At 43.2% G+C, this 16,231-nt stretch carries 13 protein-coding genes; 9 read left to right on the forward strand and 4 right to left on the reverse strand.

Translation table 11 applies throughout. The features are described 5' to 3' along the window. Positions 1 to 57 precede the first annotated feature (57 nt). Together OCU38_RS06425 and OCU38_RS06430 are read left to right on the forward strand one after the other, a co-directional pair. On the forward strand, positions 58 to 1,110 hold the full coding sequence (locus OCU38_RS06425) for a 3-deoxy-7-phosphoheptulonate synthase (RefSeq protein ID WP_152819892.1): 1,053 nt from the start codon (positions 58 to 60) through the stop codon (positions 1,108 to 1,110). 10 nt (positions 1,111 to 1,120) lie between these two features. Continuing rightward, a complete protein-coding gene (locus tag OCU38_RS06430; RefSeq protein WP_152819891.1) occupies positions 1,121 to 1,603 on the forward strand; it encodes a YajQ family cyclic di-GMP-binding protein in 483 nt (160 codons plus the stop codon). 112 nt (positions 1,604 to 1,715) lie between these two features. Here the strand turns inward: OCU38_RS06430 and trxC are convergent, their stop codons facing one another. Continuing rightward, positions 1,716 to 2,150 (reverse strand): thioredoxin TrxC, encoded by a 435-nt coding sequence (gene trxC / locus OCU38_RS06435; RefSeq protein WP_261822421.1) that lies wholly within the window; start codon positions 2,148 to 2,150, stop codon positions 1,716 to 1,718. Positions 2,151 to 2,197: 47 nt separating this feature from the next. After that, the gene (locus OCU38_RS06440; RefSeq protein WP_261822422.1) at positions 2,198 to 3,160 is read right to left on the reverse strand and encodes a precorrin-2 dehydrogenase/sirohydrochlorin ferrochelatase family protein; all 963 of its coding nucleotides are present in this window, start codon (positions 3,158 to 3,160) and stop codon (positions 2,198 to 2,200) included. A gap of 442 nt (positions 3,161 to 3,602) precedes the next feature. On the opposite strand from OCU38_RS06440, the gene OCU38_RS06445 reads away from it, so the two are divergent. The 6 genes from OCU38_RS06445 (at position 3,603) to OCU38_RS06470 (ending at position 9,067) form a co-directional block, all read left to right on the forward strand. Next, positions 3,603 to 4,631 carry an amino acid ABC transporter substrate-binding protein gene (locus OCU38_RS06445; protein ID WP_152819888.1) on the forward strand — a complete coding sequence of 343 codons (1,029 nt, stop codon included), beginning with the start codon at positions 3,603 to 3,605 and terminating at the stop codon, positions 4,629 to 4,631. A 71-nt stretch (positions 4,632 to 4,702) separates the two neighbouring features. After that, the gene (locus tag OCU38_RS06450; RefSeq protein ID WP_261822423.1) at positions 4,703 to 5,905 is read left to right on the forward strand and encodes an amino acid ABC transporter permease; all 1,203 of its coding nucleotides are present in this window, start codon (positions 4,703 to 4,705) and stop codon (positions 5,903 to 5,905) included. A 1-nt stretch (position 5,906) separates the two neighbouring features. Then, positions 5,907 to 7,004, forward strand: a complete 1,098-nt coding sequence (locus OCU38_RS06455; protein WP_261822424.1) for an amino acid ABC transporter permease — start codon at positions 5,907 to 5,909, stop codon at positions 7,002 to 7,004. A 16-nt stretch (positions 7,005 to 7,020) separates the two neighbouring features. Then, positions 7,021 to 7,770, forward strand: a complete 750-nt coding sequence (locus OCU38_RS06460) for an amino acid ABC transporter ATP-binding protein (RefSeq protein ID WP_023404698.1) — start codon at positions 7,021 to 7,023, stop codon at positions 7,768 to 7,770. A gap of 207 nt (positions 7,771 to 7,977) precedes the next feature. Further along, positions 7,978 to 8,640: a Bax inhibitor-1/YccA family protein gene (locus OCU38_RS06465; protein ID WP_261822425.1), complete on the forward strand. Its 663-nt coding sequence runs from the start codon at positions 7,978 to 7,980 to the stop codon at positions 8,638 to 8,640. 97 nt (positions 8,641 to 8,737) lie between these two features. Next, positions 8,738 to 9,067: a TusE/DsrC/DsvC family sulfur relay protein gene (locus tag OCU38_RS06470; protein WP_261822426.1), complete on the forward strand. Its 330-nt coding sequence runs from the start codon at positions 8,738 to 8,740 to the stop codon at positions 9,065 to 9,067. Between the two features lie 46 nt (positions 9,068 to 9,113). Here the strand turns inward: OCU38_RS06470 and yccX are convergent, their stop codons facing one another. Next, positions 9,114 to 9,386, reverse strand: coding sequence for an acylphosphatase (gene yccX / locus OCU38_RS06475; RefSeq protein WP_261822427.1), 273 nt, complete (start codon positions 9,384 to 9,386; stop codon positions 9,114 to 9,116). A gap of 151 nt (positions 9,387 to 9,537) precedes the next feature. Between yccX and OCU38_RS06480 the strand changes: the two genes are divergently transcribed. Then, positions 9,538 to 10,725 (forward strand): class I SAM-dependent methyltransferase, encoded by a 1,188-nt coding sequence (locus OCU38_RS06480; protein WP_261822428.1) that lies wholly within the window; start codon positions 9,538 to 9,540, stop codon positions 10,723 to 10,725. Positions 10,726 to 10,782: 57 nt separating this feature from the next. Here the strand turns inward: OCU38_RS06480 and OCU38_RS06485 are convergent, their stop codons facing one another. Beyond that, positions 10,783 to 16,155, reverse strand: coding sequence for a cadherin-like domain-containing protein (locus OCU38_RS06485; protein ID WP_261822429.1), 5,373 nt, complete (start codon positions 16,153 to 16,155; stop codon positions 10,783 to 10,785). Positions 16,156 to 16,231 lie beyond the last annotated feature (76 nt).

Raw genomic sequence — 16,231 nt, forward strand, 5'->3', positions numbered from 1 at the left:
CCAACTGATAATTCCGCTATCTTTAGCACAATTTCGAAAGAAGAAGATCTTAAAATTATGTCACTTAAAACCGATGAATTACGTACCCAACCTCTTGGGCCAATGCCAACGCCTGCAGAATTATCTAATTTACACCCTCTGACGCCAGAGCTTGCTGTTTCAATTAGAGAATCCCGCCAGCAAATTGAACGTATTTTAGATGGTGAAGACAAACGATGCCTAGTTATTGTTGGACCTTGTTCAATCCATGATACTGAAGCTGCGCTTGATTACGCTCGCAGACTTGCCGCGCTACAAGAGCAATATAAAGATCAACTATTTATAGTGATGCGTACCTACTTTGAAAAGCCGCGCACCATCATAGGTTGGAAAGGCTTAATTACTGATCCAAATCTGGATGGCTCATACGCCCTTGAAGCAGGCCTACACAAAGCTCGCCAACTGCTGGTCGATATCAATAATCTTGGTCTACCTACCGCCACTGAATTTTTGGATATGGTAACCGGACAATACATTACTGACCTTATCTCGTGGGGCGCTATTGGCGCTCGTACTACCGAATCACAAATTCACCGAGAAATGGCTTCGGCTCTGTCATGCCCTGTAGGCTTTAAAAACGGCACCAACGGTAGCGTAAAAATTGCCATTGATGCAGTGCGTGCTTCAAAAGCATCGCATTACTTCTATTCGCCAGATAAAAATGGCCGTATGACGGTATATCGCACATCAGGTAACCCACACGGCCACATTATCTTGCGTGGTGGTGACACTGGCCCTAACTTTGATCAAGCATCAATAGAAAAAGCCTGCCATGCACTTGGTGAAGTGGGCTTACCGCAACGTTTAATCGTTGATTTTAGCCACGCTAACTGCCAAAAACAGCACCGCAAACAATTAGACGTTGCCAAAGAGATTGCCTCGCAAATTAAATCGGGCAGTCAATATGTAGCAGGTATCATGGCTGAGAGCTTTATCGAAGAAGGCAATCAACCAATGGACGACCTAAACGCATTACAATACGGCAAATCCATTACCGACCCTTGTTTGGGTTGGGAGCACACGATTGAAATGCTTGATATTCTAGCAGACGCTGTTAAAACACAACTTTAAGGAGAATTAGATGCCTTCATTTGACATTGTTTCCGAAGTCGAAACCGTCGACATTCGTCACGCGGTAGAAAATGCAAACCGTGAAATCGCTACCCGTTTTGATTTTAGGGGTGTTCAAGCCAGTTTTGAATATAAAGACGAAACTGTAAAACTCAGCGCTGAAGCGGATTTTCAATTAAAACAAATGCGCGACATTTTACGTGGCAACCTGACTAAGCGCAGTGTTGACGTAAACACTATGGATGCGCAAAAACCTGATGCGTCAGGTAAAAACTGGTATCAAACGGTTCTCTTTAAACAAGGCATTGATAAAGAGATGGCTAAGAAATTAGTGAAAACCATCAAAGATGCTAAGTTGAAAGTACAAGCCAGCATTCAAGGCGAAAAAGTGCGTATCACAGGTAAAAAGCGTGACGATTTACAATCGGCTATCGCATTAATTAAAAGCTCGGATTTGGGACAACCTTTCCAATACGAAAACTTTAGAGACTAACTCTAAAATTTACGGCGCTTTAAAAGAAAAACGAGGGAAATTAATCCCTCGTTTTTTATGCCTGCTATTTTTTGTATCGGCTATTTTTTTGTATCGGCTACGGCATTGTTATTTAATTATTAATAGCTTGATTAAGCCACTGCTCAAATTGAGATTTAGGTAGAGCGCGGTTCACTGAATCTACTACTTTGCCTTCTTTAAAGACCATGACCGTAGGAATACTGCGGATCCCATATTGCGCGCCCAATGCTTGCTGAGATTCCGTATCGATTTTAACAAAGCGTAATTGCCCTGCTTGCTCAGTTGCAACCGCTGAGAACACAGGCGCAAAGCCGACACATGGATTGCACCAAGGTGCCCAGAAATCCACTACAACGGGCACTTTACTATTGATCAGCGTGGCAAAATTATCACTGGTGCCTTCAATCGGTGCCCCGTCAAGCAGTTGGGTTTGGCATTTTCCGCAATTTGGGCTCTCAGAGACTCGCTCTGTTGGAACGCGGTTTAAACCATGACACGATGGACAACGAGTTTTAAACGATGACATATTTTCCTCGATTGGTTATTTTTCTGGTTAACAGTGCAACAGTAAACTTACTTTTGTTCTAGTGGCTGACGAGCATAAGAGAGTACCTCAACAGTGCCACAGCACAGTGATAATTCAGACTGTAAAGCTTTGCTCATAGACGGCAATAACACCACTACCGCACTGTTATTTTTTTGCTCTTTTTCTAACAACACTTTGAGCTCCGACACCTCTTTCCAACTCTCACGCTGCGCATCACGCCGACAACTGTCTATATGTACAGTATCTATGAATTGATGATACAAGACCATTTCTGATGCCTGCATCAGGCGCAGTGCTTTTAAGGTTAGCATTTCAAAGTCGTTGCCCGTTTCAATCCAAGTGACCGAATAAGCAGGTTCAAAATTGTGCTCGTCGAGCATTTGTTCGTAACACGATTGCAGTGAATGAGTCGAGGTCGCCACCTTTACCCTTTTATCTTCGAAAAAGCATTCCCAAAACAAACGTCTTTGAGTGACATCGGATAATTTGGATTTAATATCATTGCGTTTACTGGTGGCAAAATCGGCCAGTAAACCCAGGTTTTGTGGCAATACAGCCTCAAAAGTACGTCTTAAATTACGGATAAGAACTGGAGAGCCGCCGCCACTAGAGAAGGCAACTTGTATTCGTCCTCTGGTGATCATTGAAGGGGTAATGAAATCACAATGCTCAGTGTCGTCCACAACATTAACCATAATACCGGCTAATTTGGCGTCACGATGCACGCGATGGTTAAGTTCAGGGTTATCTGTGGTCGCCCAAATTTGCACAAACTCATCAATTAAATGCTCTTGATAAAAGCCTTTGATCCAACTGATTTTCTTATCTTGCGCTAATGTCGCTAAAAACGGCTCAAGCCTTGGAGATACCACAGAAACATACGCTCCAGCCTTCAACAAACTTTCAATTTTTCGACTGGCGACTTCCCCACCACCAACCACCAGCACCGGCTTATGAAGCAAATCGTAATATAGAGGGAAATAACGCATTTTCGTCCTTTTCTTTTAACAAAATCATCCGTTGAAATTCACTAAATTGGTGCAGTACATTGCCAGCAAAAACTTTCACTTAGCTAATTACTCTGATATTCACCTAAAAATAGTGAATCTAACAGGTGTTGACCATTAAGATAGTAATAACAACTGCCTTTATGAAATATCACATGTAATCTAACTGATTAACCAAAGTTAAACAATGTTGCACTATTTACAAACTAGCAACATTTAGTCATTCTAGAGTAGTGAATTAGGTGTACCTCATAATTTGCAATTAATTGAGATACTTAGAAACCTAAACTACTTTGTATTAGGGCAAGGAAAATATGCCCCAATTTGGTGATTCATACAATCGATTTTACATTCAATGTAAAGATGCAAACCACGATGAATCATGCATCACCACCCATGGACTATACAGAAAGGAAACAAATAGATGGCGAATAAACTCACAATTCTAGCTTCCGTAGTAGCTGCTTCAACTGCTGTAATGGCCACTTCAGCCTCAGCAGCCGATAGCACGCTAGACAAAGTTTTAGCATCTGGCTCACTCACCTGTGGTGTGAGTACTGGCCTGCCAGGCTTTTCTAACCCTAACTCTAAGGGACAATGGGAAGGGATTGATGTTGAATATTGTCAAGCAGTGGCAGCTGCTGTGCTTGGTGACAAAACAAAAGTGAAATATGTTCCTCTAACCGCGAAAGAGCGTTTCACTGCCCTACAATCTGGTGAAATTGATGTATTGTCACGTAACACTACGTGGACACAACATCGTGATACCGCGCTTGGTCTGAACTTCGTCGGCGTAAACTACTACGATGGACAAGGCTTTATGGTTAAAAAAGACCTAGGCGTAATGAGCGCTAAAGAACTCGACGGCGCGGCTGTTTGTGTTCAATCAGGTACTACAACAGAGCTAAACCTTGCCGATTACTTCCGCGCTAGTGGCATGAAATACAAGCCAGTGGTATTTGATACAGCGGCACAAACATCAGCAGGTTTCGACGCTGGTCGCTGTGACGTACTTACCACTGACCAATCTGGACTTTACGCGCTGCGCCTAAATCTTAAAGACCCTTCTTCTGCGGTCGTATTGCCAGAAATCATTTCTAAAGAGCCTCTAGGCCCGGTTGTTCGTCAAGGCGACGACAAGTGGTTTAACGTGGCGAAATGGACACTAAATGCGATGATCAATGCCGAAGAATATGGCATCACATCGAAAAATGCCGATGAAATGTTGAAATCATCAGATCCAAACGTAAAACGTATTCTAGGCGTTGATGGACCAAAAGGTACTGCTTTAGGTCTTAAAGACGACTGGGGCTACCAAGTCATTAAACAAGTGGGTAACTACGGTGAGAGTTTTGAGCGCACTGTTGGTACAGGTTCACCTCTACAAATTACTCGTGGTGTAAACGCACTATGGAATGCAGGTGGCTTTATGTACGCGCCTCCAATGCGCTAATCCTGTCTTTGTAACCTAAGGGTGGCCTCGCCGCCCTTTTGTTTAAATGGATTTAATTAAAGGTTAGTTGTATGACCCCACCAAAAATAACCCCAACTGAACCCAGTTCAGGAAACAAGAGCTCAAACCTTCTGTATAACCCGACCTTTCGCGCCGTCGCCTTTCAGGTCATCGCTGTATTAGGTCTAGTTTGGTTTTTCTACACCATTGTCAACAATGCTCTGAGCAACCTTGACGCACGTGGTATTGCAACCGGATTCGATTTTCTTTCCAAAGAAGCCGGATTTGGTATTGGTCTTCACCTTGTCGATTACGATGAAACGTACAGTTATGGACGCACTTTCGTCGTCGGTCTATTAAATACTGCGCTAGTTTCAGCGTTAGGTATTGTATTTGCAACCATCCTTGGCTTTATCATGGGTATTGCCCGCTTATCCAGTAACTGGTTGGTCAGTCGCCTAGCGGCAATTTACATTGAAGTGTTCCGTAATATCCCGCTATTACTGCAAATTTTCTTCTGGTATTTTGCGGTATTGCAGGCACTGCCTTCTCCACGTCAAAGTTTAAGTTTAGGTGAAGCGGTCTTTTTGAACGTTCGCGGCCTATTTTTCCCCGCGCCCGTGTTTAATGAAGGCAGTTCATTGGTGGTCGCAGCCTTTGCCTTGGCCGTTATAGCCTCAGTAGTGATTGCTATTTGGGCGAAAAACAAACAAAAACTCACCGGACAACAAACACCTGTTGGTCGTATCTCCCTTGCTTTAATCCTTGGCCTAACCGCTATTACCTACTTTATGACAGGTATACCTATCACCGCTGAGTTCCCCGAATTAAAAGGGTTTAACTTCAGAGGTGGCATAAGCATTATTCCTGAATTAGCGGCATTAACGTTAGCACTGAGTATTTATACAGCCTCATTTATCGCGGAGATTGTGCGCTCAGGTATTAACGCTGTTAGTCATGGGCAAACGGAAGCGGCAATGTCATTAGGTTTACCTCGCAGTCGCACTTTGCGCCTAGTGGTCATTCCTCAAGCACTGCGAATCATTATTCCGCCTTTAACCAGTCAATACTTGAACTTGACCAAAAACTCCTCCCTTGCGATGGCCATTGGTTACCCTGATTTGGTATCGGTTTTTGCCGGTACAACGTTAAACCAAACCGGACAAGCGATAGAGATTATTGCAATGACAATGGGCGTTTACCTCACCTTGAGTCTGCTCACTTCTCTTGTGATGAATATCTACAACAAGAAAGTTGCATTGGTGGAGAGATAATATGAGTACACATCAATTTCAACCCGATCTACCACCACCGTCAAACTCTGTCGGTGTCGTGGGGTGGATGAAGAAAAATCTGTTTAGTACCCCGCTAAACTCGATTGTTTCTATTATTTTGGCCTATATCGCGTTTCTGTTAATCAGCCAGACCATCAGTTGGGCGTTTATCAATGCCGATTGGATTGGCACAACCCGTGATGACTGTACCAGTGCAGGCGCATGTTGGGTGTTTATTAGTGTTCGCTGGGAGCAGTTCATGTATGGGTTTTACCCAGAAGCTGAATTGTGGCGCCCACGCCTATTTTACGCCACATTGGCGATATTCATTGCGGCGTTAATGTATGAAAAGACTCCGAAACGCACTTGGATATGGCTGTTTTTCGTCAATATCTATCCATTTATTATTGCCGCTTTATTGTACGGCGGTGTATTTGGCTTAGAAGTCGTTGAAACCCATAAATGGGGTGGCTTGTTAGTTACACTGATTATCGCTTTAGTCGGTATCGTGGTATCACTGCCTATCGGGGTGATATTAGCCCTAGGTCGACGCTCTGAAATGCCTATCATACGCAGTATGTGTACGGTATATATCGAAGTGTGGCGTGGCGTACCATTGATTACCGTACTCTTTATGGCCTCAGTCATGTTGCCACTGTTTCTTTCAGAGGGTATGCAAACCGATAAGCTCATTCGTGCTTTGGTGGGTGTGGTGTTATTTAGCGCCGCTTATATGGCAGAAGTGGTTCGCGGCGGCTTGCAAGCAATCCCAAGCGGACAATATGAAGCCGCAGACGCGTTAGGGCTCTCATATTGGAAGAAAATGCGTTTAATCATTCTTCCACAAGCGCTTAAAATCACCATTCCATCGATTGTGAATACTTTTATTGGCTTATTTAAAGACACCAGTTTAGTACTCATTATCGGTATGTTTGATGTACTGGGTATTGGTCAATCAGCGAATACTGACCCTGAATGGCTAGGTTTTGCTATCGAAAGTTATGTATTTGTCGCGTTAGTGTTCTGGGTATTTTGTTTTGGCATGTCGAGGTATTCGATATGGCTAGAGAACAAACTTCACACCGGTCACAAACGATAATTATCAAGGACGTATTATGACGCAACAACAAGATTACATGATCCAATTAGAGGACATGAACAAGTGGTACGGTGAGTTTCACGTGCTAAAGAACATCAACCTAAGCGTTAAAAAAGGCGAAAAGATCGTAATTTGTGGCCCTTCTGGATCAGGTAAATCAACGATGATTCGTTGTATTAACCGTTTGGAAGAGCATCAAAAAGGCCATATTTTTGTCTCTGGTACTGAACTGACTGAAGATCTTAAAAACATCGAAGCGGTTCGCCGAGAAGTGGGTATGTGTTTTCAGCACTTCAACTTATTCCCGCACCTAACTGTGCTAGAAAACTGCACTCTTGCGCCAATTTGGGTGAAAAAAATGCCTAAAGAAGAAGCCGATGCCGTGGCGATGAAGTATTTAGAGCGCGTTAAGATCCCAGATCAAGCGGATAAATACCCAGGCCAATTGTCTGGTGGACAACAGCAACGTGTGGCGATTGCACGCTCTTTGTGTATGAACCCTCAAGTGATGCTGTTTGATGAGCCAACCTCGGCACTCGACCCTGAAATGGTACGTGAAGTACTAGATGTAATGGTTGAGCTCGCTGATGAAGGGATGACCATGCTGTGTGTGACCCATGAAATGGGCTTTGCCAAAGAGGTGGCCGATAGAGTGATCTTTATGGATGCAGGTGAAATCATTGAAGAAAATAATCCAATCGATTTCTTTGAAAACCCGCAGTCAGATCGCACTCAGAACTTCTTATCGCAAATATTGCACCACTAATTCAATATTTGACGTAAAATAAAGGGTAGCACTGCTGCCCTTTTTTACGTGAATAGAGAAACCGTTTACCGTTAGTTACACTTTACGGTTCACTCGGTAACACAATTTGCTTACTATCAGGGTGGCGTAGGCGAACGCTGTACTTGAAAAATTGAACTTTTCGCCACATATATATACTAATTATTTAAAGGTCTTTTGAGGAACACTATGAACAGTCCATTGGTATCACGCACTCGCACCCAAGAAAGTGTGCTGCAAACCAACAAGGTTTTGCGTAACACCTATTTCTTGTTATCACTAACATTGCTTTGGTCTGCTGTAGTAGCGGGCGTTTCTATGGCTATGAACCTACCCCGTCCTGGCCTAATCATCATGCTAGTTGGTTTCTACGGTCTACTGTTCTTAACTGAAAAGAACCGTAACAACAGCATGGGCTTAGTTTTCACTTTCCTATTCACTGGCTTCTTAGGCTATACCACAGGTCCAATCCTAAACATGTACATTGGTGCAGGTATGGGTGACACCATTGTGACCGCACTTGGCGGCACAGCACTGGCCTTTATGAGCGCATCAGCTTACGCACTAACCACTAAACGTGACCTATCTTTCCTAGGTGGCCTATTAATGGCTGGTTTTGTGGTTCTTCTAATCGGTATGGTAGCGAACATCTTCCTACAAATGCCAATGATTCACCTAGCAATGAGCGGTATGTTTATACTGTTCTCAACTGGTGCAATCTTGCTAACGACACAGCAAATCGTTCGCGGTGGTGAGACTAACTACATCTCAGCAACAATCACCCTATACGTTTCAATCTACAACCTATTCATCAGCCTACTAAGTATCCTAGGTATCATGAATAACGATTAATATTGATTAATCTTTGCCTTATTAAGCCCGCACTAGTTGCGGGCTTTTTGTTTTTTAATGATAATTCAAGCAATGATGTATCACTTAGGAACAGGCTATGTTTGAATTCAACGGCAAAAACATAGAAACAGACGCTCAAGGCTATCTACTTAATTTTAAAGATTGGGAAGAAGGCATGATTGCGATTTTAGCAGAGCAAGAAGGCATTGAGCTTACCCCTGCGCATCTAGAGGTTGTACACTTTGTGCGAGAGTTCTACTTAGAATTTAATACCTCGCCTGCGGTTCGTATGCTGGTGAAAGCGATGGAAAAAGCGCACGGCCCAGAAAAAGGCAACAGCAAATACCTTTTCAAACTGTTTAAACAAGGTCCAGCGAAGCAAGCAACTAAACTGGCGGGTTTACCTAAACCTGCAAAATGCTTGTAATCGTGTTTGGCTGTTCTTTGGTTTGGCTGCGCTTTGTATTGAGCACCTATAAAATATCAAAGCCTGCGTAATGCTTAAATTCTGCCTCAGATGCGATGCAACTTTCCACTGAGGCAGTTCTTGGCCCCACTTTTAACCACTGCGCCAACTGCTCGACTTGCTCTTTTGCGCCGCACGCGAACACTTCCACACTGCCATCATTTAAATTCTTCGCATACCCAGTTAAGCCAAGCTTTAAACCTTGATGGGCGGTGTGATAACGAAAACCCACCATTTGCACTGTGCCAGAGACCAGAAATTTTCGGCAAATTGATGACATATGTCCTCCTTGCTTCTGTTAAATAGATTAGAGAAATAGACGGGTAAAACAAACTTATCAGCAATGATGACAAGTATAATCGTTTCTAATTTGCTTTTACTGGGTTGTTACACGACAATGTCACAAAATTTTCTTTGAGACTTACATTTTTATGAGCGCATCTATCAAACTAGCGAAAGGCCGAGACAAATCTGTCCGTCGTCGTCACCCTTGGATTTTTTCTAGAGGTATTGAAACGGTTACCGGCGATCCACAACTGGGTGATACGGTAGATGTGTTTGCACACAATGGTCAATGGTTAGCAAAAGCGGCCTACTCTCCTAACTCGCAAATCCGCGCTCGCATTTGGAGCTTCACCAAAAAAGAAATCGACACTGCATTCTTTATTGAACGTATTCAACAAGCGCAAATGCTAAGAGAAGAATGCATCGCACAAGGTGCACTGACTGGCTACCGCTTGATTGCCGCTGAGTCTGACTCAATGCCGGGCGTAACCATAGATAAGTATCAAGATTACTTGGTGTGTCAGCTTTTAAGCGCTGGCGCAGAAAAACAAAAACAGCACATTGTAGAAGCGTTAAAGCATTGCTTCCCAGAATGCTCTATCTATGAACGTTCTGACGTTGCGGTGCGCAAAAAAGAAGGCTTAGAAGAAACTACAGGGCTATTGCATGGCACTGAGCCTAGCGAACCTATCGTGATTGAAGAAAATGGCGTAAAAATTCAAGTTGATATTAAAACAGGTCATAAGACAGGCTTTTATCTTGATCAACGTGACAGTCGTCAACACTCAATGAAATACGTAAAAGGTAAGCAAGTTTTAAACTGCTTCTCGTACACTGGCGGGTTTGGTTTATATGCGCTTAAAGCAGGTGCTGAGCGTGTTATCAATGTGGACGTATCACAACCAGCACTTGATATCGCAAAACAAAATGCAGAGCTGAACGGCTTTAACATCAAAAAAGCGGTATTTCTGAATGCGGACGTATTTAAAATACTGCGTGAATATCGCGACCAAGGTACTCAGTTTGACGTAGTTATCATGGATCCACCGAAAATGGTTAGCTCAAAGAGCAACCTAACCAGTGGCGCTCGTGGTTATAAAGATCTCAACATGCTGGCTATCCAAATACTCAAACCCGGTGGCACTTTGCTCACTTATTCGTGTTCAGGGCTAATGGAGTCAGGTTTATTCCAAAAAATCATTGCTGATGCGGCGCTGGATGCCGGTCGTGAAGTGAAATTTGTGGAATCCTTTACTCAAGCAAGCGATCACTTGTTTGATACGGCCTATCCGGAAGGTTTATACCTGAAAGGTTTTGCGGCAAAAATCGTTTAACGCATTAAAAGCAAAGGCCTGCTACTGACAATAAGTGCGGGCCTTTATTTTCAACCATTACATGTCATTTGCTTTTACAATCAGCTGATTTAAGATCTCTGCTGCATCAAAACTGCCATTATTGGCAATTGAATCTCCAAACTGATCTCTTGCATCCTGAATAACGATGGTTTGGGTGCCACCTTCATGATCTATACCTAAAGTGACATCATCTCCCACTACATTAACTTCAATTTTATTGAGCAGCTCATCAATACTGTCGCTTTGAGTTGGCTCTAAAATATCATTGAGCACAATACCGTCTTCACCGACCGAAAAATCTTGGATTAAGTCGGTACTATTATCGAGTATCTCACTTTTCCAAATGAAGTTATCTTGCTCTGATGTGCCTTGCAAAATATCATCACCTAAACCTGCCATGATTTCATTGGCAGTGTCAGTAAACAGCCTATTTTGCGCCATCATTGGGCCATCAATTATGGTCACATCAATTTCATCTTGTTGCTCTTTCGGTGAGCCAATACTTGCCTCAACAAGATGTAAAGTGAAAGTCTCTTCATCTTCAATCTGGCTATCTGCAGTAGCTGCTACTTCAATAGAAAGTAAACCGTCATCAGAGTTACCTCGGCCTACAACGATTTCTGCGCCAGATATATTTTGTACCGTCACTTCTATTTCGCCATCGCTGTTAACCACAGATGAACTGCTGTAATCGGACGACGTATTAAGGTTTAGCTCAAAATCTTGTGCGGTCAGTCCTTCGCTAAAGCCAACAAGTGCAAAGGTAAACGTAAGTGATGCCCCTGATGCGAGCCTTACAGTCCCCCCCTCTAGAAGTTTTATTGCGATTGGACCACTGATTTGGCCCTCGGTAACAGATAGACCATTTTTAGGTGTTAACCCCCATGCGCCTAGCCCTTCATTATCACTATTATCTCCGTCTTCAGGTATTGATACCTCTGCAGAATAAATGACTAATGGCAAAGTGATCGACTTACTTACGCTATCACCGTTGCTAGTTTCTGTTGCGGTTGCGGTCACCTCAATAGAGTAATGTCCCGCTTCTGGTACGTTTGCTTTTAAACTAGATAAATCAAAACCCGATACATCGGCCTTACCATCACTACCAACAAGATAAGAGTTACCTAAATCATCTTTTATGGTCGTCCCTTCTAGCAAACCACTTAATTCAACAGTGAGTATTTCACTACCATCGGTATCATTTAAATTTGCACTGATATCCCACAACTCAACAAAAGTATCCACCTCACCAAAGGCATCACTTGATTCTAAAACAAGGTTATCAATCAATGCTCCATAGCTATTTGCGTCCGTTGATTGAAGTAATAAGCGGTAATTACCTTCACTATCAGAGGGCAATGAAAGCTGAATATCTCTTTCCCAACTGTTATCTGTTGGTCTAAATTCATACAAGGTTAATGCTTGGTCTAAAATAGGCTGACCTTGATCATCAAGTTTTACCCAAATGACATCTAAATCACTGTCTCCATTGGCCCAACGTCGCGCCGCAACATCAAAAGTAAAACTGTAATAACGCCCTTCTGTAACTTGAATATCGGTAAATATGGAGTTGTCACCGCTATCTCCTTCGATCTCCATGACCAAATTCGCTTTGCTCGCGCCTTTGCGATAAACAGACTCCTTACCTATTTCAACTTTGTTGTCGTCATTGGCATACCAAGTTCCTAATGTATGCTCCCCAAACACATCGCTGATATCAATGTTAGAGCTCCAGTTACGCTTACCAAGTTCGGTATCCTGAAAATCAATTGACGCTTCCGTCTTATCGTTTTCAACCAACAAATTTGGCCTATCCGCAACAGCTGCAATATCAATAGACATACTCTCGATAGTGCTTTCTTTATCGCCATCACTCACAGCAAAGGAAAATGACGCATAATCAGATTTTTGATTACCAAGACCGGACACATCAAAATTGTCATCACCTGACGCATTTTCATCAGGCACAAATCTCAACCCATCCGCGACTATCTTGGCACTTGATATCAAATCACCGACGCTAACATCAGACCATCCTCCATCAGTGTTCATTTGCAACACTCCATCAATAGGTAACGATTTAAGCACAATCGATAAGCTATCTTGCGTTGTGTCGACATCATTCGCACCAAAATCTGCCCATTGGAATACAATCGCAGTATCTTCCTGTCCGCTAACCAAACCACTATTTGCCGTTGGTGCGTCATTAATGGTCATCACAGCCGTATCTGTAGCGCTGGTCTTATTCCCATCAATATCAATACTCTTAGCTGTAACCGTTAATACACCTTCATCTAATCCGCCGACATCTATTCCGGTAGCCGTGTAATACCCAGCATCATTTATAGATATTTTCGACGCATGAACAACGATTTGATTTTGACTACTATCGGTAATAATTAATGACTCAAGAGCGAGACCACCTTCACCTAAGTAACCTGTGACAGTGGCTGTTTCAGTTTCACCATCAATGACTTCTTCGCCATTGTTATCGGTTAGATATACTGATGGTGGCGTAATGTCTGAACCATCATCATCGGAGTCATCACCATAGGTGTAATCTTTTTCAACTGTATCGGTGATTGATGCCGTATTGCCATCTACATCTGTGCTGCTTGCAGTGACTGTTAATGTGCCGTCAGCTAAATCATCCACGTTGATTCCAGTAACGGTATAGTTGCCGTTTTCATCAATCGCGATATCTTCTTTTGCAATCAGTAGCTGCTGGTTGTTGATATCGGTGATGATTAGAGAGTCTAAGGTTTTGCCACCTTCTCCTAAATAGCCGCTGATCGTTGCTGTTTCACCCTCACCATTGATGACTTCCTCGCCATTGTTGTCAGTTAGCGATACTGACGGAGGCGTAATATCAGAACCATCATCATCGGAGTCATCACCATAGGTATAATCTTTTTCAACTGTGTCAGTGACTGATGTGGTATTACCATCCACATCGGTACTGTTTGCGGTAACTGTTAATGTGCCGTCCGCTAGACCATCCACGTTGATTCCAGTAACTGTGTAGTTGCCGTTTTCATCAATCGCGATATCTTCTTTTTCAATCAGTAGCTGCTGGTTGTTGATATCGGTGATGATTAGAGAGTCTAAGGTTTTGCCACCTTCCCCTAAGTAGCCGGTGATCGTTGCTGTTTCACCCTCACCGTTGATGACTTCCTCGCCATTGTTGTCAGTTAGCGATACTGACGGAGGCGTAATATCTGAACCATCATCATCGGAGTCATCACCATAGGTGTAGTCTTTTTCAACTGTGTCGGTGACTGATATGGTATTGCCATCCACATCGGTGCTGTTTGCGGTGACTGTTAATGTGCCATCAGCCAAATCATCCACGTTGATTTCAGTAACTGTGTAGTGACCGTTTTCATCAATCGCGATGTCTTCTTTTGTAATCAGCAACTGTTGGTTGTTGATGTCGGTAATGATGAGTGAATCTAAGGTTTTGCCACCTTCCCCTAAATAGCCGGTGATCGTTGCTGTTTCACCCTCACCGTTGATGACTTCCTCGCCACTATTATCGGTTAGGGATACTGACGGTGGTGTAATGTCTGCGCCATCATCATCGGAGTCATCACCATAGGTGTAATCTTTTTCAACTGTGTCTGTGGCCGTTGCAGTATTCCCATCCACATCGGTACTGTTTGCGGTGACAGTCAGTGTGCCGTCAGCTAGATCATCCACGTTGATTCCAGTAACGGTATAGTGGCCGTTTTCATCAATCGCGATGTATTCTTTTGCAATCAGTAGCTGCTGGTTGTTGATATCGGTGATGATTAGAGAGTCTAAGGTTTTGCCACCTTCCCCTAAATAGCCGCTGATCGTTGCTGTTTCACCCTCACCATTGATGACTTCCTCGCCATTGTTGTCAGTTAGCGATACTGATGGCGGTGTAATGTCTGAACCATCATCATCGGAGTCATCACCATAGGTGTAATCTTTTTCAACTGTATCGCTGATTGATGCGGTATTACCATCTACATCGGTACTGTTTGCGGTGACTGTTAGAATGCCATCGGCAAGATCATCCACGTTAATATTGATGACTGTGTAGTTGCCATTTCCATCAAACTGAATATCAGCTGATGGAATAATTAGTTCTTTTCCATCAACGTCGGTAATGATTAACGACGTAAGTTCTTCACCACCTTCGCCAAGATAGGCTGTGATAACGGCGGTTTCACCCTCACCGTTTATCACTTCCTCACCGTTGTTATCAGTTAGCGATACCGATGGCGGCGTAATGTCTGAACCATCATCATCGGAGTCATCACCATAGGTGTAATCTTTTTCAACTGTGTCGGTGACTGATGCGGTATTACCATCCATATCGGTGCTGTTTGCGGTGACTGTTAGAATGCCATCAGCAAGATCATCCACATTAATATTGATGACTGTGTAGTTGCCATTACCATCAAACTGAATATCAGCTGATGGAATAATCAGTTCTTTGCCATCAACGTCGGTAATGATTAATGACGTAAGTTCTTCACCACCTTCGCCAAGAGAGCCTGTGATTACGGCCGTTTCACCTTCACCGTTTATCACTTCTTCGCCATTGTTATCCGTCAATGAAACCCTAGCAGGAGTGACACCGTCACCATTGATATCTTCACCATAGGTAAAGTCTTTCTCAACGACATCGTTGACTTCAATACTGTTCCCATTACCGTCGGTACTGATCGCGGTAACGGTTAACTCACCGTCGGATAAAGTGCTAACATCAATACCTTCAACACTATATTGCCCGTTCTCACCAACAGTAATCAGAGAAACATCAATAACCAATTGCTGCTGGTTACTATCTAAAATAATTAAAGAATCAAGGCTATTCGCACCACCTGCTATAACCCCATTAATACTGGCCGTTTCACCTTCTCCGTTGATGACCTCTTCACCATTATTATCAGATATAGAGACTGAGCCTTGAGAAAGAACAATAACGATTTGTTCAATAAAGTCAGCAAAAGCGTCTGCTTGGTCAAAAGTAAAAGAAGAAGGAAAAACACCTTCCGTTTGAAAGTCGGTTGTGGCTATGGTCTGCGCGCCATCTCTAGAAACTGCACCTGTAGTGGTTAAACTAGAACCATCATCGTCCTCAGATTCTAGCTCTTCTTCAGCACTCGATTGATTATCACGGTTTAGGGAATCAACAACGCCTCGAATTCCGCCTTGGGCATCAACGGACTGAACATTGCCTTGCTGCGCAATAGACACACGCAACTCGCTCACAATGTCTTCGGGGATAGTCAGTGGAGTACTGCCAACAGAAACAATGACATCTCCGTCTTGTGGGATATAACCTTGCGCGGCAACTTTAAGGTTGCCCTGTGCATCGATAATTAACCAAGCATCACCAAATACAACGTCGTTAGCGAATGAGAGACTGTCCATGTGTACTCCTCGACCAATTCAATAATCTGGCCTGTTTTGCGCAAATAGATTTTCCTTTCCATGGTTAAATTTTATA

Origin of the sequence: Vibrio neonatus, from assembly GCF_024346975.1 — a bacterium.
Taxonomy (GTDB): domain Bacteria; phylum Pseudomonadota; class Gammaproteobacteria; order Enterobacterales; family Vibrionaceae; genus Vibrio; species Vibrio neonatus.